This window comes from Stieleria tagensis (assembly GCF_024129865.1).
Taxonomy (GTDB): Bacteria; Planctomycetota; Planctomycetia; order Pirellulales; family Pirellulaceae; genus Stieleria; species Stieleria tagensis.
This window is the reverse complement of sequence record NZ_JAMYFE010000038.1, coordinates 130,355-157,215: the sequence shown is the minus strand read 5'-3', so window position 1 is coordinate 157,215 and position 26,861 is coordinate 130,355. Positions and strand designations below refer to the sequence as shown.

Annotated in this window: 20 protein-coding genes; 13 read left to right on the top strand and 7 right to left on the bottom strand. The window is 57.8% G+C overall.

The window, feature by feature from the left end; genetic code table 11:
- Window positions 1-36: 36 nt before the first annotated feature.
- The 4 genes from NHH03_RS09065 to NHH03_RS09050 all read right to left on the bottom strand — a co-directional run bounded on the left by NHH03_RS09065 (window position 37) and on the right by NHH03_RS09050 (window position 5,664).
- On the bottom strand, window positions 37-324 hold the full coding sequence (locus NHH03_RS09065) for a DUF1572 family protein (protein WP_253155469.1): 288 nt from the start codon (window positions 322-324) through the stop codon (window positions 37-39).
- Window positions 325-1,989: 1,665 nt separating this feature from the next.
- Window positions 1,990-2,571, bottom strand: a complete 582-nt coding sequence (locus NHH03_RS09060; RefSeq protein ID WP_253155468.1) for a hypothetical protein — start codon at window positions 2,569-2,571, stop codon at window positions 1,990-1,992.
- A gap of 249 nt (window positions 2,572-2,820) precedes the next feature.
- A complete protein-coding gene (locus NHH03_RS09055) occupies window positions 2,821-3,519 on the bottom strand; it encodes an ankyrin repeat domain-containing protein (protein ID WP_253155466.1) in 699 nt (232 codons plus the stop codon).
- Between the two features lie 102 nt (window positions 3,520-3,621).
- Entirely contained in the window at window positions 3,622-5,664 is a 2,043-nt protein-coding gene (locus NHH03_RS09050; protein WP_253155464.1) for a redoxin domain-containing protein, read from the bottom strand.
- A 222-nt stretch (window positions 5,665-5,886) separates the two neighbouring features.
- On the opposite strand from NHH03_RS09050, the gene NHH03_RS09045 reads away from it, so the two are divergent.
- Window positions 5,887-6,846 (top strand): fructosamine kinase family protein, encoded by a 960-nt coding sequence (locus NHH03_RS09045; RefSeq protein WP_253155461.1) that lies wholly within the window; start codon window positions 5,887-5,889, stop codon window positions 6,844-6,846.
- Here the strand turns inward: NHH03_RS09045 and aroB are convergent.
- Window positions 6,843-7,958, bottom strand: coding sequence for a 3-dehydroquinate synthase (aroB, locus tag NHH03_RS09040; protein WP_253155460.1), 1,116 nt, complete (start codon window positions 7,956-7,958; stop codon window positions 6,843-6,845). The two genes, NHH03_RS09045 and aroB, sit on opposite strands and share 4 nt — an antisense overlap.
- Before the next feature lie 77 nt (window positions 7,959-8,035).
- Here aroB and NHH03_RS09035 point away from each other — a divergent pair, with 77 nt between their 5' ends.
- The 8 genes from NHH03_RS09035 (at window position 8,036) to NHH03_RS09000 (ending at window position 20,068) form a co-directional block, all read left to right on the top strand.
- Window positions 8,036-8,644 carry a hypothetical protein gene (locus tag NHH03_RS09035; protein WP_253155458.1) on the top strand — a complete coding sequence of 203 codons (609 nt, stop codon included), beginning with the start codon at window positions 8,036-8,038 and terminating at the stop codon, window positions 8,642-8,644.
- A gap of 261 nt (window positions 8,645-8,905) precedes the next feature.
- Window positions 8,906-10,516, top strand: coding sequence for a hypothetical protein (locus NHH03_RS09030; protein WP_253155456.1), 1,611 nt, complete (start codon window positions 8,906-8,908; stop codon window positions 10,514-10,516).
- Between the two features lie 218 nt (window positions 10,517-10,734).
- A complete protein-coding gene (gene guaB / locus NHH03_RS09025; RefSeq protein ID WP_253155454.1) occupies window positions 10,735-12,222 on the top strand; it encodes an IMP dehydrogenase in 1,488 nt (495 codons plus the stop codon).
- Window positions 12,152-14,026, top strand: coding sequence for a hypothetical protein (locus NHH03_RS09020; RefSeq protein ID WP_253155452.1), 1,875 nt, complete (start codon window positions 12,152-12,154; stop codon window positions 14,024-14,026). The genes guaB and NHH03_RS09020 overlap by 71 nt, the downstream gene beginning before the upstream one ends.
- 220 nt (window positions 14,027-14,246) lie before the next feature.
- Window positions 14,247-14,768 (top strand): tRNA (adenosine(37)-N6)-threonylcarbamoyltransferase complex ATPase subunit type 1 TsaE, encoded by a 522-nt coding sequence (tsaE, locus tag NHH03_RS09015; protein WP_253155450.1) that lies wholly within the window; start codon window positions 14,247-14,249, stop codon window positions 14,766-14,768.
- Window positions 14,769-14,770: 2 nt separating this feature from the next.
- Window positions 14,771-15,826, top strand: coding sequence for a phosphotransferase (locus tag NHH03_RS09010; protein WP_253155448.1), 1,056 nt, complete (start codon window positions 14,771-14,773; stop codon window positions 15,824-15,826).
- A gap of 62 nt (window positions 15,827-15,888) precedes the next feature.
- Window positions 15,889-18,666 carry a protein-disulfide reductase DsbD family protein gene (locus NHH03_RS09005; protein WP_253155447.1) on the top strand — a complete coding sequence of 926 codons (2,778 nt, stop codon included), beginning with the start codon at window positions 15,889-15,891 and terminating at the stop codon, window positions 18,664-18,666.
- A 10-nt stretch (window positions 18,667-18,676) separates the two neighbouring features.
- Window positions 18,677-20,068, top strand: a complete 1,392-nt coding sequence (locus tag NHH03_RS09000) for a tRNA modification GTPase (RefSeq protein ID WP_253155446.1) — start codon at window positions 18,677-18,679, stop codon at window positions 20,066-20,068.
- Between the two features lie 4 nt (window positions 20,069-20,072).
- Here the strand turns inward: NHH03_RS09000 and NHH03_RS08995 are convergent, their stop codons facing one another.
- Entirely contained in the window at window positions 20,073-20,606 is a 534-nt protein-coding gene (locus NHH03_RS08995) for a DinB family protein (protein ID WP_253155445.1), read from the bottom strand.
- 123 nt (window positions 20,607-20,729) lie between these two features.
- On the opposite strand from NHH03_RS08995, the gene NHH03_RS08990 reads away from it, so the two are divergent.
- The 4 genes from NHH03_RS08990 (at window position 20,730) to NHH03_RS08975 (ending at window position 25,595) form a co-directional block, all read left to right on the top strand.
- A complete protein-coding gene (locus NHH03_RS08990) occupies window positions 20,730-22,043 on the top strand; it encodes a glucuronyl esterase domain-containing protein (RefSeq protein ID WP_253155444.1) in 1,314 nt (437 codons plus the stop codon).
- A 230-nt stretch (window positions 22,044-22,273) separates the two neighbouring features.
- On the top strand, window positions 22,274-23,308 hold the full coding sequence (locus NHH03_RS08985) for a mechanosensitive ion channel family protein (RefSeq protein WP_253155443.1): 1,035 nt from the start codon (window positions 22,274-22,276) through the stop codon (window positions 23,306-23,308).
- A 14-nt stretch (window positions 23,309-23,322) separates the two neighbouring features.
- The gene (locus tag NHH03_RS08980) at window positions 23,323-24,276 is read left to right on the top strand and encodes a zinc dependent phospholipase C family protein (protein ID WP_253155442.1); all 954 of its coding nucleotides are present in this window, start codon (window positions 23,323-23,325) and stop codon (window positions 24,274-24,276) included.
- 77 nt (window positions 24,277-24,353) lie between these two features.
- The gene (locus tag NHH03_RS08975) at window positions 24,354-25,595 is read left to right on the top strand and encodes a Glu/Leu/Phe/Val family dehydrogenase (protein WP_253155441.1); all 1,242 of its coding nucleotides are present in this window, start codon (window positions 24,354-24,356) and stop codon (window positions 25,593-25,595) included.
- Window positions 25,596-25,697: 102 nt separating this feature from the next.
- On the opposite strand, the gene hemW is transcribed toward NHH03_RS08975, so the two are convergent.
- On the bottom strand, window positions 25,698-26,861 hold the full coding sequence (gene hemW, locus NHH03_RS08970; protein WP_253155439.1) for a radical SAM family heme chaperone HemW: 1,164 nt from the start codon (window positions 26,859-26,861) through the stop codon (window positions 25,698-25,700).

The window sequence follows — 26,861 nt, the reverse complement described above, 5'->3', positions numbered from 1 at the left end:
CATTGAGCACGCGCTTCGATGACAGAGCGACGACGATCACGGAGAACCGATGATCACTGTCCATCGGCTTTGGAGATTTCCGCCAAGGTGGCGCAGGATAATAGCGACTGAGTTGAAATCCTGTGCAGGGCGTGCGTGCAGTTCTGCATCAGTTAACTGCGCGATGGTGGCATCAATCACGCGTCGGTAGGACCCTACCGTCTCACGCATCGCATCAAGCCATGTCGTTAAGCCGCACATTTCCATCTTCAGCCAATTAACAGTATCGAGAATGGAATTGCGGCCAAACATCTCAAATTCAGGGAACACAAATTCAGGGAACAAGCGCCCCCGCAACTTTGTTCATCGAGTGGTTCCGCATTTTTCCGGGCCGGCGCACGCCGTCGACCAGATGCAATCGTACTCGATCGGAACCACCGAGAGAAACAAATCAGTCGAGTCGCCAGGCTTTGGATTTCAACAGACACAGCATTTCAATTCGCGTTGGACAATTGCGACTTGGAACTGACTCTGCTCTGTGCCTTCGTGCCGCTGTGAGAGCCCAGCGGGCGACAAAATGACTGCAACGTTGCATGAGACCATGTGCCGCCCTTCCGGGCTAGGAACAAAATCCCCCGTATTCCGGCGGCTCACGCCGCCGGCACTTCGTGTATCGCCCTCCGGGCTGGCAAATGCGCAACTTCTAAAAGTCACTTTCAGGTTCAAACCGTCAGGGAAACGGTGCTGGTTCAGCGAGCAACGGACTTCCAAGCCCTCAGTCACCTCGCTTCGAAACGCCACAAACCCTGTCCCACATGCCCTCCGCACTGCAACATCGGGCTCAAATCCCAACGGGGCGTCGCCGACTCCGACCCTTCTTGAACAGAGAATTTGAGCATCAGCTCGTCCGCTCAAATAGCCAGCCCCTCTTCAGGCTCGAACGAGAACCAATGCCAACACCGCTGTTCATTCACGCGATGTCAAATTCTGATTGGTTATTCGCCTAGTTCTTGGTCACACGATCGGCTCAAAGAGGGAAGCGTTACACACTGCAAGAACAAACCCTACGAACAGAAAAAAGGCATTTCGACCCGTCACCTTTTGCTCGACTGAGCAGCCTCGGTAGAAATATCGAAACGTTATTCCGGTTAGACCAGCCGGTAGCACTGCAAGAATAAGCGGCAACATGTGTCGAAAAACAGTATCGTTGTGACCGAAAAGTGGTATCGAGCAATATCCATGGCAGAACAATCTGTATCCGTTTTCGCTAGCGGTTGAGTTGAAAATGGCCCACAAGCAAAACGCGGAAAAGGCGTAAACCAAAGCAAGCATCCACTGCCAGTCTGGGTGCGTCGAAAGGCGTGCAGTTGTCGGCGAAGGCGTTGTGGTAATCGAAGCGTATGGATTCAAGTCAATCACTTAGGCTTCTCAGTCGAATAACGAAATGCGATCTATCCGGGTGCCGGAGGTGCACCGATCGATCGGGCGTTGAACATTGTCGACCATCACGTGGGTCGAGTTGGCGGGGGAGCGATCCCCGTCAGAATGATTCTATCGCAAAGGATCGCTGTGATGTCATTCCCGCGAGAGCCAACTGCAGCGGTGGCGATGAAGCGGCGATCGATGATTTTTTTGCGACTTCTACCTGCGTTCCCAGGTGCCAATCGGTCTACCCCGCCCCCGTTGCCTCATCCCAATCCTGTCAGAACTCCTGCAACTAAAGCTCCGCGTACCACGCCGGACACTGCTTGATCCTCATGCCGAAATAAATCTCGCCAACTGATCCGGTGATGTCAGAGTTTCTCGGCACGCGACCTGCAGGCGTACCGTGAGCGTCGACCGATTGCTTTCTCGTCTCTGTGCCTTCGTGCCTCTGTGAGAGACCCCGGACCAATCAATCTCACCGAGGCACCAAGGCACGGAGAATCAATGTTGATCCAAACAAAGCGATTGATGAGGGACCAACCCTGGTTCCGGACGCGGTCGTTGGCTATCCGCCGGCTTGGGCGATCACGGAATCTCGCTCACGGAAATGAGGACGCAAGTGAACTTATCGGCGCTCATCGACGAAAGAAGCCGTTCCTTGCCAAGCACATAAATTTGCGTTGACTCAATCGTTTTTGTCAGGACGTCTGGCGGAGAAACGTCGGTCCCGTTGCCGTCAAGGCGAGAGGTTGCGTAGCTGACATCAGCCAATGCCCCCTTTGCATGGGGCACTATTTTGACTCGCAGCATCGTCCCAACTTCCAGCTGCTCGGTGCTGCGCGAAGTCGTGTTGCCATGTGTCACCTTGCCAGTCGTTACCGTGACACGTCTGCCATTTTGGACCATGCTGTCCGTTTCTTCGACGGCTGTCATTCGCACTGTTTCAAGCGGTTTCGACTTAGAGCGACGGATCACATCAATGATCTCAGACTCGCTAATAGCAACCGGAACGGCTTGTTCAAGCTCGTACTCTGACAGTTCGACCAGGTACTGTGTTTTGACCATTGGCTTCGGAGTGCCAACCTTCTCCGCCATCACATTTTCCGCGGCAGTTGCGATGCCGGTGGAGGTGAATAAAAGAGCGAGCAATATCGAATGCAGTTTCATTTTGATTTCCTCAGTCGGGGGAACCCTATCGAGATGCGAGCTGCGGCCAATCGTTAAGAACTCGCAGAACAAGCGTACCCGCGAATTCAGTCATCGACTGGTTTGAATTTCTTCCGGGCCGACTCATACCGTCGACCCAAGGCAATCGTAATCGATCTCAAGAAGACGCGGAGAACCAATAGTGATCGAAAGAGGGCAATTGATCACCGCGCAACGCCATCCTGCCAGGCGATGTGAAATTGTTATTGGTTACAGCTTCTTGATGTATTCGCTCAGCAACTGTGCGATCTTTCCGAAACGCTGGTCGTTGGGATATTGCTCGAGCCATTCGAGCAGGGTTTTCCCGTCTGTTGTGAATTTGACGGTCGGATCAGCGTTGCTTTCCAGCAGCAATCGCACCGTTTCCAGATGCCCGTGCCCCCCGGCACAGTAAAGAACCGTGTGACCGCGTTCATTCACGGCGTTGACATCGGCATGACGGTCAATCAACAAGCGGACGATTTCGGTATCGCCGTTGCGCGCGGCATGGTGGATGGGGCAGTCGCCGTGTCCATCTGAGACGGTTGCCAACTGCGGGTAGCGATTGAGCAGGGAACGCAAACGGGTGCCATCGCCAAGGAACAGCGAAGCAAGAAATTGACGCGAGAGATCGTCAACCGGCCGAACATGTGCGTCGAGCGCTCCATATGTAACGAGCAACCGGACGATTTCCTTGTTATCGGCTACCTCGCCGGCATAGTGAAGCACAAAGCCGTCGTGGGCAGAAAGGTCAGCACCCGATTCAATGAGGAAAAGCACAATGTCGAGATGGCGTTCAATCGCAGCGTGAAAGATCGGTCGCCATTTGTGTTTGTCGTCAGCATCGACCAGCGCCGGATTGGAAGCAACCAGACTGCGCACCGACTCTAAATCGCCTTTGCGACACGCATCGTGAATCGACATTGTCATAGCGTTTCCAGAGGGCGTAACGGAGGAAACTCAATTCCGTCACTCGGGCGATCAACCGACGATTCCAACCGATTCATTGATCGCATGGCATGGGCACTCGAACTATTGTGATTCCGCTTCGGTGCGGGTGAGCGTGCCATCGTCGTTGGCGTCCAGTTCATCAAAAACACTGTGGAATCGCCGTGGCGTTTGCTCTCGGGTGATCTTGCCATCACCGTCTTTGTCGATTCGATCAAAGGTCGCGAGACGTACCGCTTGCTGCATCAGCCGTTGCCGACGCGCGGCCGCCGTTTCGCCGCTTGCCTGATCTGCGTCGCTGCGTGGCACTGACAGATGGTAGTAGCCGATCATCATTTCATCCCAAGTTTGATCGCCCCATTTTACCGTGGCATCGGGATCCGGATTGTTCAAGTTATCGGCACTGTTATCAAACACTGCGTGGCAAACTATCCGATCGCCCGATTCGACCGGCAACGGTTCGTCCAAGACATAGGTTGTCTGCCAATTGAAATCGTATTGGGGAATCGACAACAACACCTTGTTCGTCGACGCCAATTGATACTCAAATGCTTTGCCGCGGACATGCATGTGCGGACTCATGCTCAACAGTTTTGCGTCGGCGGGGAAATCGGGACTGCTCGCCGCAACGCGGTGGTTTGCTTCGCCCGGCGGAATCGAAAACCGGGTCTGCACGGCACTGGTGGTCACGATCTCGTGCGTCACGGTGGATTCATCGACCAAACAAATCCCCAACTGGCTGTGGTCGGTTGTTGCCGTACCGATCGGCGTGTAGTGGACTTGAAAGATCAACTCGCTGCCGGCGGGCACGCGCTGCGCATGTCCAGTCGGCCAGGGTTGCACCCGCGCCCCCGGGACATAGCCGACTAAGAATCCGCGGGCACCGTTGATCCCGTTACGCTGGCCTTTGGGAACGGCAAAGGCCAGGATGTGATGCACGACGCTGCGATTGCCCGGTTTGAGCTGCGCCGCTTGAATCCAAACGTCTTTGTCCAGTTTGGTGTCAACGGAATAGTACTGGTACCTGACCGCACCGGTGGCGGGCACATCAATCGGTTGAGGGCTAACGTCGAACACCAAATCCGGCTCCCGCGGCAATTGCCAACCGGCGACATGCTCGGGCAGCTCCGGTAACTCGCTCAGGTCGCCGGCCGGTGCGCCGGCGTCGGCCCAATCGTACAAGGTCTGTTTCTCTTGCTCGGTCATCCGCCGGGCGTTGGCAAAATCACCGTGGCTGGGGTCGGCATGCCAAGGCGGCATCCGCTGCTCGCGGACGACTTCGGCGATCATGTCGGCCCAGCCGGCGACTTCATCAAACTGTGTCAACTCAAACGGAGCGATTTCGCCTTGGCGATGACACTGAACACAATGACGATTCAGGATGTCAGCGACCTGACCGCCGTAAGTCACATGGGCCTCTGTAGAGACCGCTTTTTTGCGACCGATGATGCAACCGACCGCCTCGGTTTTGGGAACCGAAACCGGTTTGCCAGATTGCAATTCATCCAGCGCGGTGCGCAAGTCACGTCGACGCGGTTCGTCGCGCACGTAACCAATGCCATATTGGTCGTCGATCCGCCCGCGATATTGCAATCGTCGTTCCGAATCGAACACGAACACCTCTGGCGTCCGCTCGGCCGCCAAGTCATCGGCCAATCGACCCCCGGCGTCTTTGAGAATCGGGAAGGAAAGCTGCTGGCGATGGGCAAAGGATTGGATGTCCAACAACGAGTCGTGACGATTGCTCATCACGCCGATGACTTGAACGCCAGCCGCAGCAGCGGAACCGTCGGCCGGCACGCCGGACGCCGGTTGGTTGAACTCGTCTTGCATCGCCTGCAATCGCGCTGCGTACAGTTTTGCCAACGGACATTCGGTGCCTAGAAAGGCCACCACCAAATACGAATTTTGTGCAAAGTCGTCCAGTTTCCAACGTCGGCCGCGAAAGTCGTCCAAATCAATCCGCTGCAACTGCTTGGCAAACGGGCTGCCCACCATCGGTTCTGCCTGCACGGGATCCGCCGCGACCGCTGTCCCTGTGATTGCTGTCCCCGTGACCAAACCAATGCTGGCAATCTGCACCCACAACGCCACCGCCATCGCATTAAAACCAACTCGATTCTTCATGATTACCCTTTCCACAATCCTGCTACTGAGTTGCTGTCGCTGGACGAACGGCGCGTGAATATTGAAGCCAACGTATACAATACCTCGGCAGACACGATTTGGTTTCACGCGAGTGTGTGGTTGGGCCTAACTTTTTGCCTGGCCCCAGCACTCTGATCTGTAACACTCAGCAACCACACGACCTCCGATTGAGAGTGTGTCGAAGCACTCGTTTGCATTTTCATGCTCGCCATTGCCCTATCCCAACTGTTGAATGCTTCGATCGAAGTCGTCGATTGCCGACCACTCGGGGGCGGATGCATCAGCGACGTGTCGTTGGTCAGCATTCGTTGCGCCGAGATTCACGGTGCCGATATTCGCAGCGGCGACGGGAATCTTGCCAAATCTTTTTCACAGCAATCACGCGGCAATCGACAGATCCAAGTCGTTGTCAAACAGCACGTCGCCGAAATGGCTGCCAATTTCCGAGCCGAATCAGGCGGGTTGTCGGCGTTGGCGATGCAGGACACGATTCGAGTCCCACAGGTGTACGCCGACGGCGTCGTTGACGGACGAGCCTATTTGGTGATGCAGTGGATTCCGAACGCCCAAGGAAACTCGGCCGACGATCGATTTCAACGGTTCGGTCAACAGCTTGCACAATTGCACCAAGTTTCTGCCGGCCAGCAGATCGGCTGGGACGAAGACAATTTCTTGGGATCGGCGAGGCAGCCCAACGGCGCCACCAAGAATTGGATTGAATTTGTGGCGACCCGGCGGATCGGATTCCAACTGCGCTGGGCCGTCGACCAGGGACTGGCCGATGCCGCCCTGCGATCCCGCTGCGAACAAATTGTGACACAACTCGACAACTTGTTACAGGGACGCGACGACCAGACCTCGATGATCCACGGCGACCTGTGGAGCGGCAACTATTTGTTTGACGACCAGGACCAACCGGTGTTGATTGATCCAGCGGTGTACCGGGGATGCCGGGAAGCCGAGTGGGGAATGATTCGATGGATGGGCAACTGCCCAGCGGAATTCGAACGCGGCTATCAAAGTCAGTGGCCGCTGGCCGATGGATGGCAACGGCGTGCAACGGTTTACATGCTGTATCACCAACTGAACCATTTGAATCTATTCGGCAGCGGGTACCTGGACGTTTGCCGTCGTACCGCTGACCAGATTCTGCGCGTTTAGCGATGGGCTTCGATCGCACGACACACATCGGCTGATGCGATGTCGCCGACCAATTGCACACTGCCGATTTTGTTGGGCAAGATAAACCGCAGCTTGCCATGAGCCACTTTCTTGTCGCGCATCATCACCGGCAACATCGCATCGATATCGGCTTGGGGAAACGTGATCGGCAATTGACAAGCCGTTAACAAATCCGTTTGACGATCCAACAGATCTTGATCGCAGCGGCCGAGCCCGATTGCCAGCGAGGCGGCCATCTGCATCCCGATCGAAACGGCTTCGCCATGTAGCAACGTGCCGTAGCCGGCGGTCGCTTCGATGGCATGCGCGAACGTGTGACCGTAGTTCAAAATCGCGCGGCGGCCACTGGTTTCCCGTTCGTCCTCGTTGACCACCCGGGCTTTCGACAAACAGCTTTGCTCAATCGCATAACGCATGGCGGCTGGATCCCGAGCGACCAGGGCGCTCGCATTGGCGGCCAGCCAATCGAAAAACGGCGGGTCATCGATCACGCCATACTTCACGACTTCGGCCAATCCGCTCAGGTAGCTGCGCTCGGGCAAGGTTTCCATGGATTGCGTGTCGGCCCAAACCAGATCGGGTTGCCAAAACGCGCCGACCATGTTTTTTGCGGCGGCCAGATTGATTCCCGTTTTGCCACCGACGCTGCTGTCGACCATCGCCAACAACGTCGTGGGGACCTGGACGAAACGGATGCCGCGGGCGAACGATGCGGCGGCAAACCCCGCTAGGTCACCGATCACGCCGCCGCCGACGGCAATGATCACGCTACGGCGATCAGCGCCCGATTCCAGCATCCAATTCAATAGCGCCGCATACTGCTCGATCGACTTGCTCGGTTCCCCCGAGGGCACCGCCGACTGATTGATGCGGATCGAATCTTGATCAATTTGATCGACCAAATGAGTGGCCCAAGACTGGACCGCGGCGTCATAAATCACCAGCGCGTGGGAAATGTCGACCAGAGATTCTTTGAGCGCAGCGGCAAAACGCCCGGTTGCCTCGGTACCGATGTGGATTGGATAACTACGATCTCCTAGGTCGACCGACACAAGGCATTCACCCTGGCCTGCGGCAAGTTTGGAATTCATTCTGTCGTGATAGTGGTGGGTGGGCTGGTCGTGTTCGTCTTTTTCTCAAATGCTCTCTCTTGCCGGCAGTTTAACCGATGACCTCTGCACCCAGCGACCACGCCGACAAGTACAACGACCCCCGGGTCCGGATTTCGCGGCGGGGAATCTTGATCGGTTGTTTCGTGCTGTTGTTTGGAATTGCCGGGGCGGCACTGAGCATCTGGGCGCGACGGACACAGCTAGAAAAAAGCACGCAGTTCTGGGGGGCTGACACAATCCTAGCGCTACAATTGGCGGAGGAAATGGAATTAATCCCCAACACCCCCCCGGCTGAATCAACCGAAAATGCCTCTGCCGCAGGCCAGCCGCAGCCCCCGGTGCGGTTGAGCGGGATGCCGGGGCTGGGACACCTGAGGCACGTTCTGTTGGACGATCGCAGCTATCACTGGGACACACAGCGGGACCAGCCAATCGCGGCGACCGCCGACCCATCACAAATCATGGTGCTGCGACTGACCGATCCGACAATGCAACGATTCCCCGAAACCCGGATCGCGATCGCATTGGATTCCGGCTGGGTGGGCCCAGAGAACGGTTCGCGTCAGGTTCAGTTGAACGAACGATTTCGCGTGGCGATGCCCACATTCTTAAAACGAATCGCCAATTACGAGCCGCTGCGCTCGGAAATGCGTGATGACGATTGAACGGATTCAATTGCCCAGAAGTGGCGTCGAGTGGAAGGCCGTGGCGTGAACCTGCCAACTGCTGACGCTTGTACATGTGTTCCAGCCTGCTGGCAGCCAGCAAAGAACGAAGATTGTGTACAAGTCGGCGGCGGCGGCGTTCTTGGAATGTAGAATTCATCCGCGTTGGGCCTCTCCACCGGCGTACAATTGATCGGTGCGGTGTTTCTTTTCTACGTCGCGTCTTTTGTTTCTTCTCTCTCGACTGCAGGAAAAGATTTTGTGAGCACCACAGCGGAACCCGATGAGGTACTCGACGACGGCAATGTGGCGGAGGATTCGGCGGCGGTCGAATCGTTGGCCGAGGTTGCCGAGCAAACCGATAGCGACGAGGAATCGCTGGTCGCTGGACATCGCTTTCTGTTTTTCCAAGCGATGCCGGCATGGCTTGTCAGCACCCTGGTGCACGTATTAATCCTGTTGATCTTGGGGCTGGTGTCGATCGCCGACCCGATCAAAATCGTCAACGTCTTAACCGCCTCGAGCGGCGGCGAAGAGGGGCCCGAGATCGAAGAACTGTCGATCGAAGAATTCGATCCTGGCGAAATGCAGGAATCCGAAGAGGTCAGTGAAGAAGTCGAAGTCACCGATCCGGTGGAGATGGTGGAACCGGTGGCGATGGAGGTCCCGATGGTGGATGTCGCTGCGGTCCCGTTGGACATGAGTGATTTTGCCGCCAACATGGCGCCGGCCGCTGCCACGTTGCAGTCGATGTCGGCGATGAGCATGCAGCCGATGGGCAGCCGCAGCTCGGAAATGAAAGAAAAATTGCTGCGCAAGTATGGCGGCACCGATAGCAGCGAAGCCGCGGTGACCGAATCGCTGAAATGGTTCTCCAGGCACCAAATCAAAAGCGGGCCGACCGCCGGCGCCTGGACGTTTCAACACGAACTGGTTTGCCGCGGTGCCTGTGGCAACGGCTGTACCAAACCCGGCCGTGCCAAACAGCTCAACGCCGCGACCTCACTAGCGCTGCTGCCCTTTATGGGCGCCGGACAAACCCACCTCAAGGGCGAATTCCGTGACGTCGTGATGGGCGGCCTGCGGTTTCTAAGCCAAAATGGGAAAGCCGGCAAAGAACAAGGCATGCCGTTTATCGATTATCGCGGCGGTGGAAACATGTACGACCACGGCTTGGCCGCGATCACGCTGTGCGAGGCCTATGCGATGACCGGGGATCCGGATTTGGCCGGCCCGGCTCAGGGAGCATTGAACTTCATCGCGTTGGCGCAGTGCCGCGATGGTGGTTGGCGGTACACGGTCCGCGATTCATCCGGCGGCGACACCTCGGTCGTTGGGTGGCAAGTGATGGCGCTTAAAAGCGGCCACATGGGTCACATGATCATTCCGCCCAACGTGATCCAAGGATCCACCCTGTTTTTGGACCGTGTCTCCAGCGATAGCGGATCGATCTATGGTTACCAAACGCCGTCGACCAAAGTACGTCCGGCGACCACCGCCGTTGGGCTGCTGTGCCGCATGTACACCGGCTGGGACAAATCGCATCCGGGAATCCAAAAGGGCATTCAACACCTGGCCAAAACCGGGGTCAAAAAACCGGACCTGTATTACAACTATTACGCCGCCCAGGTGCTGCGGCACGCCGGCGGCGAAGAGTGGGACAAATTCAACACCGAATTGCGCGATTGGCTGGTGGAAACCCAAGACCAATCGCGAGGCGCCAAAGGCAGCTGGTATTTCAACAACGCACCGCATATGTCCGAAGCCGGACGGCTGTGTCTGACGTCCTTTGCGACGATGATCCTAGAGGTCTATTACCGCCACATGCCACTGTACGCCGAAGCCGCCGCCGAAGAAGAATTCCCCCTGTAGCCGCCCCGGGGTTCCTGTCGAACGCCGTTGGCGTAGAGATGGAAATCGAGGCCTCGCGCAGAGGCCTGCGACGTGCCGGACGGATATGCGACACCAGGGCGTTGCGAGGGGAAATCGTGCGGCCTGCCGTGAACGACTGCAAGGTTGGCACTTCCGCCCCGCGTGCGTGTTCGTCATACTGCCAAGCTTTTCCCAATCCGCTTGGCATCAGGTTCGGCATGTTCGAAGACAAAATCAGCTACACAGGGGTCACTTTTGACGATGTCCTGCTGGAACCTCGGTACAGCGAGGTGGTTCCCAGCGAAGTCGACGTCAGCAGCCAGCTGACCCAGCGAATTCGGCTGCAAATCCCTTTGCTCTCCTCGCCGATGGACACGGTGACCGAAGCCGAGATGGCGATCGGACTGGCCAAAGAGGGTGGTTTGGGGATCATCCACAAGAACCTGTCGACCGAGGCCCAGACCAAGGAAGTGTTGAAGGTCAAACGGTCGGCCAACGGCATCATCTTCGACCCGGTCACGCTACCGCCGGGGGAAAAGGTCAGCCGCGCGGCCGAACTGATGGACCAAGCCAACGTCTCTGGAATCCCGATCGTTCACGCCGATCGAACCCTTGCTGGCATCCTGACGCGCCGCGACCTAAGGTTCCTAGAAGACCCAGATCTCCCCGTTTCCGAAGTCATGACCCATGAGAATTTAGTCACGGGGACGGGGAATGTAACGCTTGAGGAAGCTGAACGGATTTTAACGGCAAAAAGAGTCGAGAAACTCTTGCTGATTGACGAAGATAGGAAACTAACGGGTTTAATTACGATCCGCGACATCGACATGATGAAGCGGTTTCCGCGAGCCTGCAAAGATTCACAGGGCAGACTGCGAGTCGGAGCGGCAATCGGAGTGGGTGATTTGGCTCGTGCCGAACGGCTGATCGCGCAGGGCGTAGACTTGCTGGTTGTCGATTCGGCTCACGGCCACAGTCAAAACGTGGTCGAAACGGTTCGAGAGATCAAAGCACAGAAGGGTTGGGATATCGACGTGGTCGCGGGAAACATCGCGACCGCCGAAGGTGCCCAAGCGTTGATTGACGCCGGAGCGGATGCGATCAAGGTCGGAATTGGACCGGGATCGATTTGCACCACGCGTGTGATCAGCGGCGTCGGTGTGCCTCAGATTTCTGCAATTTTGAGTGCGACCTCGGTCGCCAAGAAGAACAACATACCTGTCATCGCTGACGGCGGCGTTCGCTTCAGCGGTGACATAACCAAGGCGATCGTCGCCGGGGCCAACACCGTGATGATCGGCAGCCTGTTTGCCGGTCTGAGTGAAAGCCCTGGGAAAGTCATCCTATACCAAGGTCGAACGTTCAAAACGTACCGCGGCATGGGATCGATGGGGGCGATGGTCAAGGGCAGTAGCGATCGTTATCGCCAGAAAGGCATCCAGGCAGGAAAACTGGTTCCCGAAGGCGTTGAAGGCCGCGTGCCCTACAAAGGTCCGCTTAGCGAATACGTTTACCAACTGGTCGGCGGATTGCGAGCGGGAATGGGATATTTAGGTACACGGACGATCGACGAATTGAAACGCGATGGAAAATTCATTCGCGTTTCCGCAGCGACGGTTAGGGAGAACCATCCGCATGACATTGCGATCACGCAAGAAGCGCCCAACTACAGCCCCGACGTCCAATCAACGGACCCGACGAGCTAGTACCGGCCATCGACAACGCGCCCTGGTCATCGCACTGGCGATCACCAGCTGTGGCTCATTGGCCAGCTTTGCCACCACGGCGTTGGCCCAGCCGCCCGGGGCATCCTCGGCCCCAGCGACCACCACCCCGGGCTGGAACCTACGTTGGCGTCGGAGCCCCAAACTGACTCCCGACCCGGTGCACGTTCCTCGCAGCGACGTGTTCGCCACACCGCCGCGACAGACCGATGCCGTCGCCCAAGTCGGCTATCAAGACAACGGCCAGCGACAGCCCGTCGCAGCAGCGGTCAACCAAAACGAACGGGTCAGCCGAAACGCGTTCGAGCAAGCCGCCGTGGCACGCCAGATCCGTCAAATGGCGCACAACGAATCCATCGCTGCAACCGCCAACAACGGCCAACCGATTGGCAACTATTCACGCCAACCGGCGCCGATCGCGACAGCCCAACCCGCTCCATCACAGACGACTCCGTCACAGTCGGCCGCGACGATCCATCGATCGTTGGCAGAACCGAGTGATTTCTTTCGCAATCCCTTTGCCGAAGCTCCGCAGCCGATTACGCGGACGCTCGCCCCACCGGCCCAGCAACAGCAGCAGCGATCGTTGCCGCGACCGGCACAGCATCTGACACAAACTCGCGCGGCAGCCAATCGGACCCAAAGCGGCATGCAATTGCCGGCACCGACCGAGTCGCCGGACAACACCGCGTCACCGGCCGGTGATCTGCCAGCCAACGACCTTCGCGGCAGCGCCCTTCAAATCCCGGCGCCCCCCGCCACGACCGACCCAGCGCCTGCGGCTGATCAGACGCCACTGCCGCAACCAACTCTGCCGCAACCCACGTTGCCACAACCTACAGCTCCGCCGACCGAGGACGACACATCGATGCGCGATCTGTTGGCTGATCCCAACCAACAGATCACACCGGACCAGTCCGACGCCGCCCGGCCCGACGCTGCCGGGCGCTCTGCGGCACCCAAGCCGGACGCTCCAAAGCCTTCCGCCGGCGACGATCGCACCACCGATTCACCGTCGGACAAAGCCGGCATGGATCAGTACCTGTACCAAAACCCGTTTGATGAAGAACGTGGCGGCAGCGACCGCAAACCGCCGAAGCCCAAGGAATTGACCTGCGAAGAATTTCGCAGCCGCATCGCACATGAAACGATCGATCGCATTTCGCTGGACCCCAGTCCGCCATTCCGACCGGACTTGATCGATCCCAAAGCCTACCGGGAAAAACGCAAACAGTTCGAGTCACAACAACCCTCGCGGGATTGGAGTGATATCGACGGCCGCGTGGTCGCCAAAGGCCGGTTGGTTGATTTGGCATACGACCAAGTGATCGTGCAGACCGAATCCGGCGCACGAGCACAGGTGCCGATGAATGAACTCAGCGAAGGTGATTGGGGATACCTGTCGGAAAATTGGGGATTGCCCAAGTATTGCTTGATCGAGCAGGTTGCCCACACACCGCGTGCCTGGGATCCATTGACGATGACCTGGAAAGCTTCCAACGCCTGCAGCAAAACACGGTACTTCGAAGAAGTCAACTTGGAACGCTACGGCCACACCGCCGGACCGCTGCTGCAACCGGTGGTTTCCTCGGCTCACTTCTTTGCAAACATTGCGGTGCTGCCTTACAAAATGGGCATCCACCCACCGACCGAATGCCAGTACGCTTTGGGCTATTATCGCCCTGGTAACTGTGCCCCTTGGATCATCCCCCCGGTGCCGATCAGTGCTCGCGGAGCGTTGACGCAAGCCGCTGCGATGACCGGTGCATTCTGGTTGATCCCCTAGTTTGATTCGATGTTCCGTCAATGCATCAAAATGCCAAACTGGAAACCCCAACCCGATGCGTGAGTTTTGAAGCCAGCGCTTTCGCGTCAGGCATTGGTTTTTGGTAACCCGACGCGTCAGCGAGGGATCCCGTCAACCGGCTAAATCCCTCGCTTACGCGTCGGGTTGTCAAAAAAAGCAACTTCAATACTCATGCGTCAGGTTTTGCACGGTTTGATTTATGCCCCACGCCACTCTGAACCACATCGATTTACCTCGTTTGCAACAACTCGGTCACTGCCTGGCCGAGTACTTCCCCAGTGAACTGGTGATCGGGTTGGTGGGAACGTTGGGCGCTGGCAAGACAACGTTCACCCAGGCTTTGGCGGCGGCGATGGGCATCGATGCCGAAGACGTCACCAGCCCGACGTTCACGTTGCTATGCAGCTACGATGCGCAGTTGGCCGCCGGTCCGATTCGACTGCATCACCTGGATGCCTATCGCGTGTCGGACGAAGACGAATTTTTGGAATTGGGCGTCGAGGAATTGTTCGAAGCAAAGAACACTTGGGTGTTGATCGAATGGGCCGATCGCATGCGGTCGGTTCTACCGGATGAAACGCTGTGGATGACAATCGACGTCGAGGAAAGCGAAACGGATGACGTGGTTCCGCATCGTCGACTGACGTTGCAAACCAACAATCCCGATCTGCAGCGCCCGTTGAACCAATTGGTCACCGCAATGGCATCATCGTCTCGGTGACCATGATCCCGATCGACGTCAAACGCCGACTGTTGGATCTGCATCAGATTCGCTCGGTCCAGCCGATGCCTCCTGGTAACAGTGGGGCGGTGCTGTTTCGATGCCAAGGCGACCAAGCGTTCGCCCTGCGTGGTTGGCCAATCGAAACCGCGGTCGAACGCGTTCGTGAAATTCACCAAGTGATCTCCACCGCGGCGCGCAGCTGCACGCTGCTGCCGCAATACGCCTCGCTGCCGCCCGATGGCCCCACCTATCTGGTCGATCGGCAAGGCAGGATTTGGGAACTCGCAAGCTGGCTGCCGGGCCAGCCATTTCCCTATGACGCCACCTTTGAACAGATCGCCGACGGCGCCGCAGCGATCGCGACGGTGCATCGTCACCTGCAACCGATCGGACAATCGCAGCGACCGGCGGCGGCAATCGACCAGCGAATCCGCCGGACGCGTCAATTGAGTGATCTGCTGCCGACCCTCTTTGACATCAATTTAGAAGGCCGTCTGAACCCGTTGGTTGCCGGCGAAGTGTCAACCGCGCGCGAGCTGCTGCGGCGGAATTGGCACACCAGCGCTCAGCGGATCCTAGAAACGTTGCTCCCGCAGGCCAGCCGGCCCCGCGGCTTGCACTATGTTCTGCGGGATATTCACCGCGAACACGCCCTCGTTGTAGGGGGGCGAATTAGCGGAATCATTGATTTTGACGCCCTGCGTGTGGATACGCCGGCGGCCGATCTGTCACGCTGGGCGACCAGCTTTTCAGTCTTTTCCCAAGATTCGGCCCGGACGATCGACTGTGTCTTGGCGGGTTATTTCGGCATCCAACCATTGGAACAGAAGCCGGCGAGCGCGATCGTGACCGATTTTCCACCCGCGGACACGAACGTTTTCGGACCCGACTTTCGTACACTAGTAGAGACCCTCGCGACATCGTCGTTGTGGATCAGCCTGGCAAACTGGGTCGTTTGGCTGGTCATCGAGTCGAGGCAATTCCCTGATTTCCAAAGTGTCGCCCTACGGCTGCGTCGATTAATCGATGCAGCCCAGCGATCTACAGAACGTTGACGCTTTTGTGCGCCGACAACTAAACTCGTGCTGGCGACATTACCGTGACGATATCAATCACTATGAATCCACCAAAGCAACACCGGGCCGCTGGACCGAACTCCAGCGATGGACTGCTAGTCGAGCGTGCACCAGCGGGTCGCGAGACTGGGCGACGGGTCGGTCATGCTCGCAGTGTGCTGGCGATCCTGGCGCTGGCACTCGGCGCGCTGGGGCTGTGCGCGACTTTCGGCGCGCCTGCGGTGGCGCAGTCGGGATTCGATTCCCCCAAATTTGGTCAGGTCAATGATGTTTTTCAAGGCATTGATTTTGGCAATCTGAACACCGCCAATCAGGAACCAGTGACTTGGTCGGCCAAATACCAAACCGATGGCACTCAAGGCCGGGTGCAAATCACAGCCGTTGTCGGCCCGAACTGGCACATCTATTCCACGACTCAGCCGGCCGGTGGTCCGTTGGCGACGGAGTTCACGTTGGTGAGCCCGGATTCGGTTTCCATCACCAGTGCCTTCACCCCGGACGAAGCCCCCGAGAAAAGCGTTTCCGATGTCTACCCGGGTGTGACGATCGAAGAACACGACGGCACCGTGATCTGGTCGGCACCGCTGAAACTGCCCGAGGGTTTCAAAGACGCGATCAAGATCAAAGCCGAAGCGTTGGTGTGTCAAAACGGTGGGTCCTGCATGCCCTCCAAAGAAACACTGACGGCCAAGTTCGATGGCAAATTGGCGGCGGCCAAATCCACGGCACCAGTCGCGCCGGCCAAAACCGACGCCACACCATCAGCCGAACAATTGCTGAGCGGTCCTGGCGCAAAACCGGCGACCTTTCGCGACGGCCCCTATGAAGTCACTTGGACCGCCGGGGTGTCGACATCGATCGCCGCTGGTGAGCAAGGTCAGCTGATCTTCCACGCCAAACCCGAAGCCGAATTCCATGTTTATCACGGCGTCGTGGATGACTCCGAATCGGCAACCAATTTTGTCATCACAGACAAATCCGGCTTGTTGGTCGGGACACCGCGCGCCGATCAACCGGTGATCTCCAAGTCGCTCTTTCCGGCGATTCCCGGTGTCCCGGAAATGCCACCGGTGCAATACCACAAAGGCCCCGTGGCTTGGTCAGTGCCGATCAAAGTTCCCAGCGACACCGCCGCCGGCGATTACAAATTGCAAGGCGTGGTGTGCTACCAAGCCTGTACCGACAAGAGTTGTTTGCAACCCAAAGCGATCTCGTTTGTGGCCACCGTCACGGTGGCCGACAAGACCGACCTGACGCTGCAGCCGATCGAGATCAAGACCACCAAGTTTTCCGCCGCGATTGATTTGGCCGCCGAAACCGATTGGGTCGACAACCTGAATTTGGCCGGTGCAGCCGGCGGCGACGATTCCCCAGCAGTGGTGGAGAAGACATCCGCCGAATCCGCTGGACCGCCGGCGACAACCAGCGACGACGAACAAGCCGCGCCGGTGACCGCCGCCCCCGATCCGGCAAGCGGATCCCGCGCCTCGCTGCCATTGATCCTGCTGATGGCACTCGGTGGCGGTTTGATTTTGAATCTGATGCCCTGTGTGTTGCCGGTCGTCGGGCTCAAGATCATGAGCTTTGTGCAACAGGCCGGCGAAGACCGTAAACGTGTCTTTGCGTTGAATTTTGCCTACGTCGCGGGCATCTTAGCCGTGTTCGCTGGACTGACCTGTTTGGCGGTCTTTGCATCCTTCGGTTGGGGCCAACAACTGGCATACTTCCCGGTCCGACTCGGATTGACGGTGATGATTTTTGCGCTGGCACTTTCGTATCTGGGTGTTTGGGAACTGCCAACCCCGGGTGTTGCCACCGGCCAGTCGTCACAGGACCTGCAAGAACAAGAAGGCCTGACCGGTGCATTTTTCACCGGCGCATTTGCCACCATCCTGGCCACCCCCTGCAGCGGGCCGCTGCTGGGCGTCGTGTTGGGTTACACGATCTATTTGCAACCGATCGAAACCGCTGCCGTGTTGATGACCGTCGGCTTGGGGATGTCGCTGCCCTATATTTTCCTGGGACTGTTTCCATCGGCGGTCGGCTTTTTGCCCAAGCCTGGGAACTGGATGGTGACGCTCAAGGAATTCTTGGCGTTCCTGTTTCTAGGAACCGTGGCCTTCTTTTTCAACCAATTCAGCGACGGCGAAAAATTGCCGGTGTTCGTCACCCTGATCGGTGTCTGGTTTGGTTGTTGGATCATCGGCAAAGTCCCGCCATGGGAAACCATTCAAAAACGATTGCGAGGCTGGACGTTGGGGATCGCCAGTGCCGCGGCAATTGGTTGGCTGGCGTTTGCATACCTAACGACCGCACCGGCCCCGAGCCCCAGTTCGGATGGCATTGAATACATCGTCGACGATCACATCCGCTGGGAAAAATACGACGAAGAACGATTGCAAGAATTGCATGCGGCCGGCAAGACGGTGATGCTGGACTTCACCGCCGCATGGTGCATGAATTGTATTGTCAACACTCACGTCGCCCTGGACACCGAAGCGACCAGCAAGAAGCTAAAGGAATTGGACGGCGTTGCAATGCTGGCTGATTTGACCAATCAACCCGAACACATCTTGCAGAAACTGCAAGGCGAACTGGGCAGCAAGTCGATTCCAATGTTGGCAATCTATCCCGGCAAGACACCTAGCAAACCGATTGTTCTGCGCGACTTGGTTTCACAGTCGATGGTGCTCAATGCACTGCACGAGGCCGGTCCCAGCGTGGGGCTATCCGGATCCGCTGCCAGTGACGCTTCCGCCGAACGGCTGACTTCGACCACCACACGCAGTGCCGATCCGCCCGCATCGCGCAACCACTGAGCATCCGTTGATGGCACTTTCCCGCGTCGTTGACGTTGACGACACGATCGTCGCCATTGGTTCGTCGACGGCACCGGCGACGCGCGGTGTGGTTCGGCTATCGGGTCCGAATTCGATGTCGGTTGCGGTCCGCTTTGGCATCCAACCGCAGAGCGATCGTCGCGCCCATCGCGTCGACACTCAGATCGACCTTGGCGACCCATTGGGCCAGGTTCCCGTGCGGGCATTGATCTGGCCTAGCGGGCGCAGTTACACCGGCCAGCCCTCGTTGGAACTGCACACCTATGGATCGCTGCCGATCTTGAACGCCATCGTTCGCGGCGCGCTTGCGCACGGCTGTCGTGCCGCGCGCCCGGGCGAGTTCACTCTGCGCGCCTTTTTGGCCGGCCGATTGGATCTGACCCAGGCCGAAGCGGTGTTGGGTGTGATCGACGCCGACCACCGCGGTTCACTGGACCACGCCCTCCGCCAACTCGCCGGCAATCTGTCGCGGCCGCTTGAATCGTTGCGCAGCGAACTTTTGGACCTGCTGGCTGACGTCGAAGCCGGTTTGGATTTTGTCGACGAAGACATCCAATTCATCAGTGACCAGGATCTGGTCGAGCGATTGACCGTGATCATCGCCGCCGTTGAAACCACGCGCGATCAACTCAGCCAGCGGACACGCGACAAATCCGAATGGATCGTCGCGCTGCGCGGGTTGCCCAACGCGGGAAAGAGCCGTTTGTTAAACGCCTTGGCTGGTCACGATGCCGCCATCGTTTCCGACGTCGCCGGCACGACCCGCGACGTGGTCTCGGTCCCGATTCAAATCCAGAATCATCCGTTGGTGTTCATCGACACTGCGGGGATTGAAACCGTGCAGGGTCAATCGGCGCTGGAACAGATTTCACAACAGGCTCAGATTCAAGCGTCGCGCGCCGGACGTGAAGCCGACATCCGGTTGTGGTGCGTCGATCGATCGTCAGCGGATTGGCAGTCAACGTGCCAAGCAATGCATCACCAAGCCGCCGACAAACGCCGAGCCGCGATCGATCTGTGGGTGGCGACCAAATCTGATTCGGTGACCAGTGGCCCGCCGCCAGCGCCTTGGATCGCAACGAGTGGATTGACCGGCGACGGCATCGACACGCTGCGAGAGGAATTGGTCGCACAGATCGAACAGCTGGACCAATCCGAAACCGATTCGGTGGCGGGGACGGCAGCCCGCTGCGCTGGCAGCTTGCAGGCTGCGACAACCGCAATTCAATCAGCAATCGACTACGTCAATCAAGACGACGGGCACGAATACGTGTCGTCCGAATTGCGACTGGCCGCCGCCGCGCTTGGTGAAGTCACCGGCGCGGTGTACACCGATGATATTCTGGATCGCGTGTTTAGCCGATTCTGTATCGGCAAGTGACGGGCTACGCCGCGCCCAAACCGACCATCCGCCGCCAGGCACTGAATTGCCCGATGTGCAACATCAGATGGCCGCCCAGATAAAAGGCATGCATCGCACCAACCGTCGGGAACTTGGCCCGCATCGCTTCGTTGGGGTTCTCTGCATGAAACACGCTGTCATCGGTTTTCAGCAGGGTCTCAATCGCCACCTGATGCCCGTCGCGAAACGCATTGGCAACCTCGTCCATGCTGGGGTACAGCGAACCGTCGACGTCGTCGATACACTTGGCATCTTTGTTGAAACACTTGACGAAACGCTCACTCGGTGCGATCGCACTAGCGTCGCCCCCCAGTTCGGTGACGACCCGCGGTGCGTACAGACTCAGGTGCCCCAGAATAAAACAGGGGTGGTTCGAATCGATCACCGTGTCCCCGATCTTCGCCAGCCGCGCGAATTGATCCGCATCGACACCCGACAACATCCGTTCAGCATAGCCCAGGCCGAGTCGGGCTGACGCAGCGATCACATTTCCAATCGGGGCGGGTGAGTCTGTCACAAGCGGTCTCCAAAGTTTTCCAAGAGAATCAAACCAAATCTGTTCCCAGTCGTTCTACAATTTGAATCATCTAGTCGCTACGGGGCATCCCTTTTTCAACCTTTCACTCACCGGCAATTTCTCATGCATTGGTCACCACGCTTCTCTCAAACGCTTGTGGTCGTGACGCTGTCGATCATGACGCTGGGCAGGGGTCAACTATCAAACGCGTTCGAGCCGAACTACGACGAGTCCAAAATCCCTGACTACACCTTGCCGGATCCTCTGGTCGGTGAAAACGGATCCCCGATCACCACACCGATCCAGTGGAACCAGACGCGGCGCGAGGAACTGGTCGATTTATTTAGCAAACACGTTTACGGCGTTTCCCCACCGGCTTGCGAAATTCGCAACGAATTGGTCAGTCAAATTGAGGTCTTTAACGGACTGGGAACGCGCACCGAAGTTGACGTGTTGTTCGGTACCGCCGAAGACGCTCCCTCGATGCGGTTGCTGATCTACGTTCCCACCGAGCGAACGTCCGACGTCCCCGCATTCCTGGGATTGAATTTCCAAGGCAACCACACCATCGATCCCGATCCCTCGATCAGTATGAACAGAAACTGGGTTCGTGATCGCAAAGACAAGACGACCGATGGTAACAAGGCGACCAAGGCCGGACGCGGTGTGGCCGCGAGTCGCTGGCCGGTGCAAATGATCCTGAAACAGGGCTACGGTTTGGTCACGATCTACTATGGCGACATCGACCCCGATTTTGACGACGGGTTTAAGAATGGCATCCACGGCGCCCTGGGCAGCCAGTTGAACGACGTTCCCGAGAACGAGCGCTGGGGCAGCATCGCGGCTTGGGCGTATGGCTTGAGCCGCGCACTGGATTACTTGAAATCCAGCAGTGCATTGGGCATCAACGCCGAACAGGTTGCCGTGATCGGTCACTCCCGACTCGGCAAAACATCGCTGTGGGCCGGCGCCACGGACCCGCGATTCGCCATGGTCATCAGCAACGATTCGGGTTGCGGTGGTGCGGCCCTGTCACGCCGTGCGATCGGCGAAACCGTCGGCCGCATCAACAGCTCGTTCCCCCATTGGTTTTGCGATCAATTTCAAACCTACAATGAGAACGAATCCGCACTGCCGGTCGATCAACACGAATTGATTGCATTGGTCGCACCGCGGCCGGTCTACATCGCCAGCGCGACCGGCGACCAGTGGGCCGATCCCAAGGGTGAATTTTTGGCGGCCGTACACGCCGACCCGGTCTATCGTTTGCTTGCAACCACTGGCATGGGTGGGGACGCGCCACCGGAAAAAATGCCACCGCCAGACCAACCGATCGCCGACGGCGAGATCGGCTATCACCTGCGAACCGGCAAACACGACCTGACCGAATACGACTGGCAACAGTACCTGAACTTTGCCGACCGGCATTTCAAGTAGCCGTTGACGTAGAGAGGGGATCGGGTGCATGCGATTCCAGAATTGCAGCACCGCAGCGCAATTCACTCTCCAGACCCTGACTAATTCCATTCCAAACGCAAACCGCGAGATGCACGACCGCACAGAGGCGGGGTGCCTATTCGGGAAACGTCTTTACGCCTGTTGTCTGGATCGACTATAGCTGGTTTACATCGAATCACCCCCCTCCCGCAATTCAAGGATGAACCGCGATGTTGGTGGCAGACGCAGGCGTTTCGACCGCTCCCACTGGACCGTCGTCCGATTTGGCACCCACTGACAATGGTGCCGTCGGTCAGATGATGAACGGTGAATTTGAGATCGCCGAAATGGTGGCGTTCTTTGAAAAGAGTATTGCTCCGAATCTGCTGAATGCCTGTCTGGGTTTGACAGTCGTCTTTGTGGGCTACTTTGTGGCCAAGTACGTCTCGCGGATCGTTGCCCGCCCGATTCGTCACCGCATCGACGAAACGTTCGGTCGATTTATCGGCACGACCATTTTCTATTCGATCATGCTGAGCGTGATCGCGGCGGTCGCGAGCAAACTGGGCGCCCCGCTGGGTGGATTGGCCGCCGTCTTGGCAGCTGCCGGTTTTGCGATCGGACTGGCATTCCAAGGCACGCTCAGCAACTTTGCCGCGGGCATGTTGATGATCGTGTTTCGCCCCTTCAAGGTCGGTGACATGGTCAATATCGCCGGCGTTGCTGGAAAGGTGAACGAAATCGATTTGTTCACAACCACTCTCGATACACCGGACAACCGGCGGCTGATCATTCCCAACAGTTCGATCAGCGGCGGAACAATCGAAAACATCAGTTTCCATCCACATCGCCGTGTCGAGGTGATTGTCGGTGTCGAATACGACGCCAACATCGATGCGACGCGACAGGCATTGCAGTCCGCCGCCGACGTTTTCGTGCGAGAAACGATTCACGGGGATGGACGCGGAACGGCCATCGTATTGAGCGGACTGGGCGACAGCGCGGTCGAGTGGAAAGTTCGAATGTGGGTCCAGACATCTGATTATTGGCCGATGACCGAAGCATTGACCGCCGAGGTGAAACGGCAACTCGATCGTGTCGGCATTAGCATCCCCTATCCACAGATGGACGTGCATCTGATGCAATCCGAACCCGCCGCAGCGAGCGAACCGACGATCCGACCGCGGATTCGCCCGGCACGCCGTGATACAAGCCGTGACAACAACACCGGCGGGTTGCCACAGAGTCTTCCCTACGCTTCGTAAGCGCTGTGTCTGACATGAATCGACTCCATCGCATCGTTCGCCGCATTCACTGTTCCGGCACGCATCACCGATTTGCCGTCGACGCATTGTCGTTGATTCGGACCGATGCAGGCCATCGTTTGGCGACGTGGTTGTTGTATCACTACCCATCGTACTTGCGGGGGGCGACCGATCCGGATCTGCTGTTCCGCGATTTTCACAATCACTGGCTGCACATCGATGATGGCGACTGGGGGGGTGCTCCACGTGTTGCCCATCAATGGTACGAGCGTCTGCAGAAACACCTTCGTGCCGAGCGCTACCAACAAGCCGCTTATGCCGCAGGTGTGCTGTCCCACTACGTCACCGACGTGATGCAACCCTTGCACACCAGCAGCAATGATCGCGATGCCGTGATCCACCGTCCCCTGGAATGGAGCATCGATCAATCGTACGAGCGAATCCTGAAGGCTTGCCGCGACGAAAAACTGCAAGCCGTGATTGATCTATCGGATCGTCACGGATGGTTGGGATCAATGATGATTCATGCGGCGCGCTACGCCCATCAAAAATGCCAGCGGTTGACCGATCAATATCGTTTTCAAGCAGGCGTCCGAAACCCCACCGCGGGGCTCAGTGAACCAACGATCGGATGCCTGGCGGAATTATTCGCGGTTGCGATCACCGGCTGGTCGCGAGTGCTGGAACGGGCCGCTGCGGAGACGGAATCCTACACCGGCTATCCGATTGCCCACTGTCACACCCATTTGGCGACGGTCGGCGCGGTCGCCAAAACCCCGCTAGCCCTGTGGAATCGCGGGTCACGACGAAGACGAGAGCGTCGATTCATTGAGCGGTTGGCGGACGAGTATTTCCGGACCGGTCAACTGGTCCACTGGCTACCGGCCGAAATCGATATCAAACGCCGTGTGATCGCGATCCGCAACCAAGAACGGCAATACCGCCAGCAACAGCGCAAGGCCGCTTAGAATAGACGACGTGACAACCGGATTCCCGCTACATTGCCGTCTCTGATCGATTCTCCCACTCCTGCGCGTCTGTACTGATGAAAGCTTCTGAAGCGACCCGCCGCTATTTCAACCTTGCCGCCGATCACTTGGATTTAAGCCCTGGGATTCGCGAAGCCATGCTGATGCCACAGCGCGAGGTCCAGGTGCAAGTCTCGATCGAACGCGATGACGGCTCGCTGGCCACCTATGTCGGCTTCCGCGTTCAGCACGACAAAAGCCGTGGACCGATGAAAGGTGGACTGCGCTATCACCACGAAGTCAACTTGGACGAAACACGATCCCTGGCCAGTTTGATGACCTGGAAAACCGCCGTGGTCGATCTGCCCTATGGCGGGGCCAAAGGTGGGATCGGTGTGAATCCCCGATCACTGTCGATGCGCGAAATCGAACGCTTGACCCGCGCCTTTGTGGATCAAATCCATGACATTGTCGGTCCCGACACCGACATCCCGGCACCGGACATGGGCACCGACCACCGCGTGATGGCTTGGTTTCGAAACCAATGGGAAAAATACCACGGGTTCAACCCCGCCGTGATCACAGGTAAACCCGTCGAGGAATACGGCGCCAAGGGCCGCGAGGAAGCAACCGGACGGGGCGTCGGCTCGCTGACGGTGAAAACCACCAAACGCTTGGGGTTCAAACCAAGCGAAACCACCATTGCCATCCAAGGATTCGGCAACGTGGGCTCGCATGCCGCAAAATTCTTGAACGAAGCCCAGTTCCCGATCGTTGCCGTCAGCGACATCAGCGGAACCTACTTTCGCCAAGACGGCTTGGACGTCGCCGGCGTCCTGCGGCACAAACTGCAGCACCCCGATGGATCGCTGGAAGGCTACACCGAATGCGAAGTCTTGCCGGTCGACGCGTTGCTGACACTGCCCGACACCGACATTCTGATCCCGGCGGCCTTGGGCGGTGTGATCACCAAGCACAATGCCAAAGAGATTTCGGCCAAAGCGATCATTGAAGCGGCCAATGGTCCGATCGATCCGATCGCCGATGAAATCTTGAACGAACGCGGGGTGACCATCCTGCCGGATATCTTGGCCAACGCCGGCGGTGTCACGGTCAGTTATTTCGAGTGGGTGCAGAATCGACAACACTATCGCTGGACACTTGATCGCGTCCGTCAAGAACTCGATCGAACGCTCTCCGAAGCATTTGAAAACGTCTGGCGGACGTCTCAAGAACAGGGCGTCTCGTTGCGAACCGCGGCTTATATCATTGGCATCACACGCGTCCGCCGCGCGTCCGAACTCGCCGGCATGACTTAGGACCCACTGAAACGCCAACTGGCGGTGCTTCCGGTAGCTGATCCCGCCAGGGTTCAGACGGTCTGAACCCTGGCGGGATCAGCTACATGCATGGGGATCGTCTCAACCGAAGAATTCGGCCGCGACGGTGTCAGCAAAATGCACGCCGCGCGCTGTCAATTGGATGTGACTCGCCCTGCGGTGAATCAATCCGCCGGCTTCGAGTTGATCCAGTTCTCGCCCGCAGAGCGCGACGATGTCGACCGCAGTGGCTTGGCGGACCTGATCCAAATCCACGCCGTCGATCATGCGAACGCCGAATCCAGCCTGTTCGCGTGCGGCTTGCTCCCAATCCAGCGTTTCGGTTTCGGCGATCGCGGAATCTCCCTGTTCGATTCGTTTCAAATAGGTCGTGGTGCTGCGATGGTTCATGGTTCGCTTTCCACCGAGGAACGCCGCCGCACCAGGCCCGGCCGCGTACCAACCGTCGCCCCGCCAGTACGCCAGATTGTGGCGACAGCGAAACCCGGGTTTGGCAAAACTGGAGATCTCGTAGTGCTGCAGCCCGGCATCGGCGAATTGTTGGCGGCCAAGATCGTACATCGCAATCTCGTCGGACTCATCGACCGTCAACAAATCGCCGCGATTGCGCCGCGTCCAAAACGTGGTGCCTTTTTCAAACGTCAGCGCATAAGTCGAGACATGGGTGATCGGCAATGAGCTTGCAATCTGTAGATCCCGCTGCCAGTCCGCCAAACTTTCACCGGGCGCAGCAAAGATCAGGTCGATCGATACATTAGCAATCACATCCGCCACGCGGTGAATCAATTCGGCGGTCGCGTCACCTCGATGGCTGCGTTCGAGAATCGCCAACTTGCGATCGTTAAACGACTGGACCCCCAGGCTGATGCGGTTGACACCATAGCCGGCCAACAACGCCAGTTTGTCGTCGCTGATGTCTTCCGGATTGGCTTCCATGCTCCATTCGACCAAACCGCCGATATCGAATCGGCGACCGATGATCCGCATGAACTGGTGCAGCTGATCGATCGTCAGATGCGTCGGCGTTCCACCACCGACAAACAAGGTTTCAATTCGCGGCGGCCCGTGATCGGTTGCCAACAGAGCCAGCTCACGATCGATCGCCGATAGAAAGCGAGCGACCAAATCGTCACGATCCGCGATCACACTGAAGTTACAGTAACCACAGCGATGTCGGCAAAATGGAACATGCAGATACGCCGAACGAGGTTCTGGCCAATCCGGCGACGTCGCATCGTTGGGCAA

Excerpts from the sequence above, each read along its gene's own strand:
- NHH03_RS09000 (WP_253155446.1), top strand. The coding sequence starts at position 18,677 with ATGGCACTTTCCCGCGTCGTTGACGTTGACGACACGATCGTCGCCATT.
- NHH03_RS08985 (WP_253155443.1), top strand. The coding sequence starts at position 22,274 with ATGTTGGTGGCAGACGCAGGCGTTTCGACCGCTCCCACTGGACCGTCG.
- NHH03_RS09035 (WP_253155458.1), top strand. The coding sequence starts at position 8,036 with ATGACCTCTGCACCCAGCGACCACGCCGACAAGTACAACGACCCCCGG.
- NHH03_RS09010 (WP_253155448.1), top strand. The coding sequence starts at position 14,771 with ATGATCCCGATCGACGTCAAACGCCGACTGTTGGATCTGCATCAGATT.
- NHH03_RS09020 (WP_253155452.1), top strand. The coding sequence starts at position 12,152 with ATGACATTGCGATCACGCAAGAAGCGCCCAACTACAGCCCCGACGTCC.
- NHH03_RS09055 (WP_253155466.1), bottom strand. The coding sequence starts at position 3,519 with ATGACAATGTCGATTCACGATGCGTGTCGCAAAGGCGATTTAGAGTCG.
- NHH03_RS09060 (WP_253155468.1), bottom strand. The coding sequence starts at position 2,571 with ATGAAACTGCATTCGATATTGCTCGCTCTTTTATTCACCTCCACCGGC.
- NHH03_RS08980 (WP_253155442.1), top strand. The coding sequence starts at position 23,323 with ATGAATCGACTCCATCGCATCGTTCGCCGCATTCACTGTTCCGGCACG.
- tsaE (WP_253155450.1), top strand. The coding sequence starts at position 14,247 with ATGCCCCACGCCACTCTGAACCACATCGATTTACCTCGTTTGCAACAA.
- NHH03_RS09050 (WP_253155464.1), bottom strand. The coding sequence starts at position 5,664 with ATGAAGAATCGAGTTGGTTTTAATGCGATGGCGGTGGCGTTGTGGGTG.
- NHH03_RS08975 (WP_253155441.1), top strand. The coding sequence starts at position 24,354 with ATGAAAGCTTCTGAAGCGACCCGCCGCTATTTCAACCTTGCCGCCGAT.
- guaB (WP_253155454.1), top strand. The coding sequence starts at position 10,735 with ATGTTCGAAGACAAAATCAGCTACACAGGGGTCACTTTTGACGATGTC.
- NHH03_RS09005 (WP_253155447.1), top strand. The coding sequence starts at position 15,889 with ATGAATCCACCAAAGCAACACCGGGCCGCTGGACCGAACTCCAGCGAT.
- aroB (WP_253155460.1), bottom strand. The coding sequence starts at position 7,958 with ATGAATTCCAAACTTGCCGCAGGCCAGGGTGAATGCCTTGTGTCGGTC.
- NHH03_RS08990 (WP_253155444.1), top strand. The coding sequence starts at position 20,730 with ATGCATTGGTCACCACGCTTCTCTCAAACGCTTGTGGTCGTGACGCTG.
- NHH03_RS09045 (WP_253155461.1), top strand. The coding sequence starts at position 5,887 with ATGCTCGCCATTGCCCTATCCCAACTGTTGAATGCTTCGATCGAAGTC.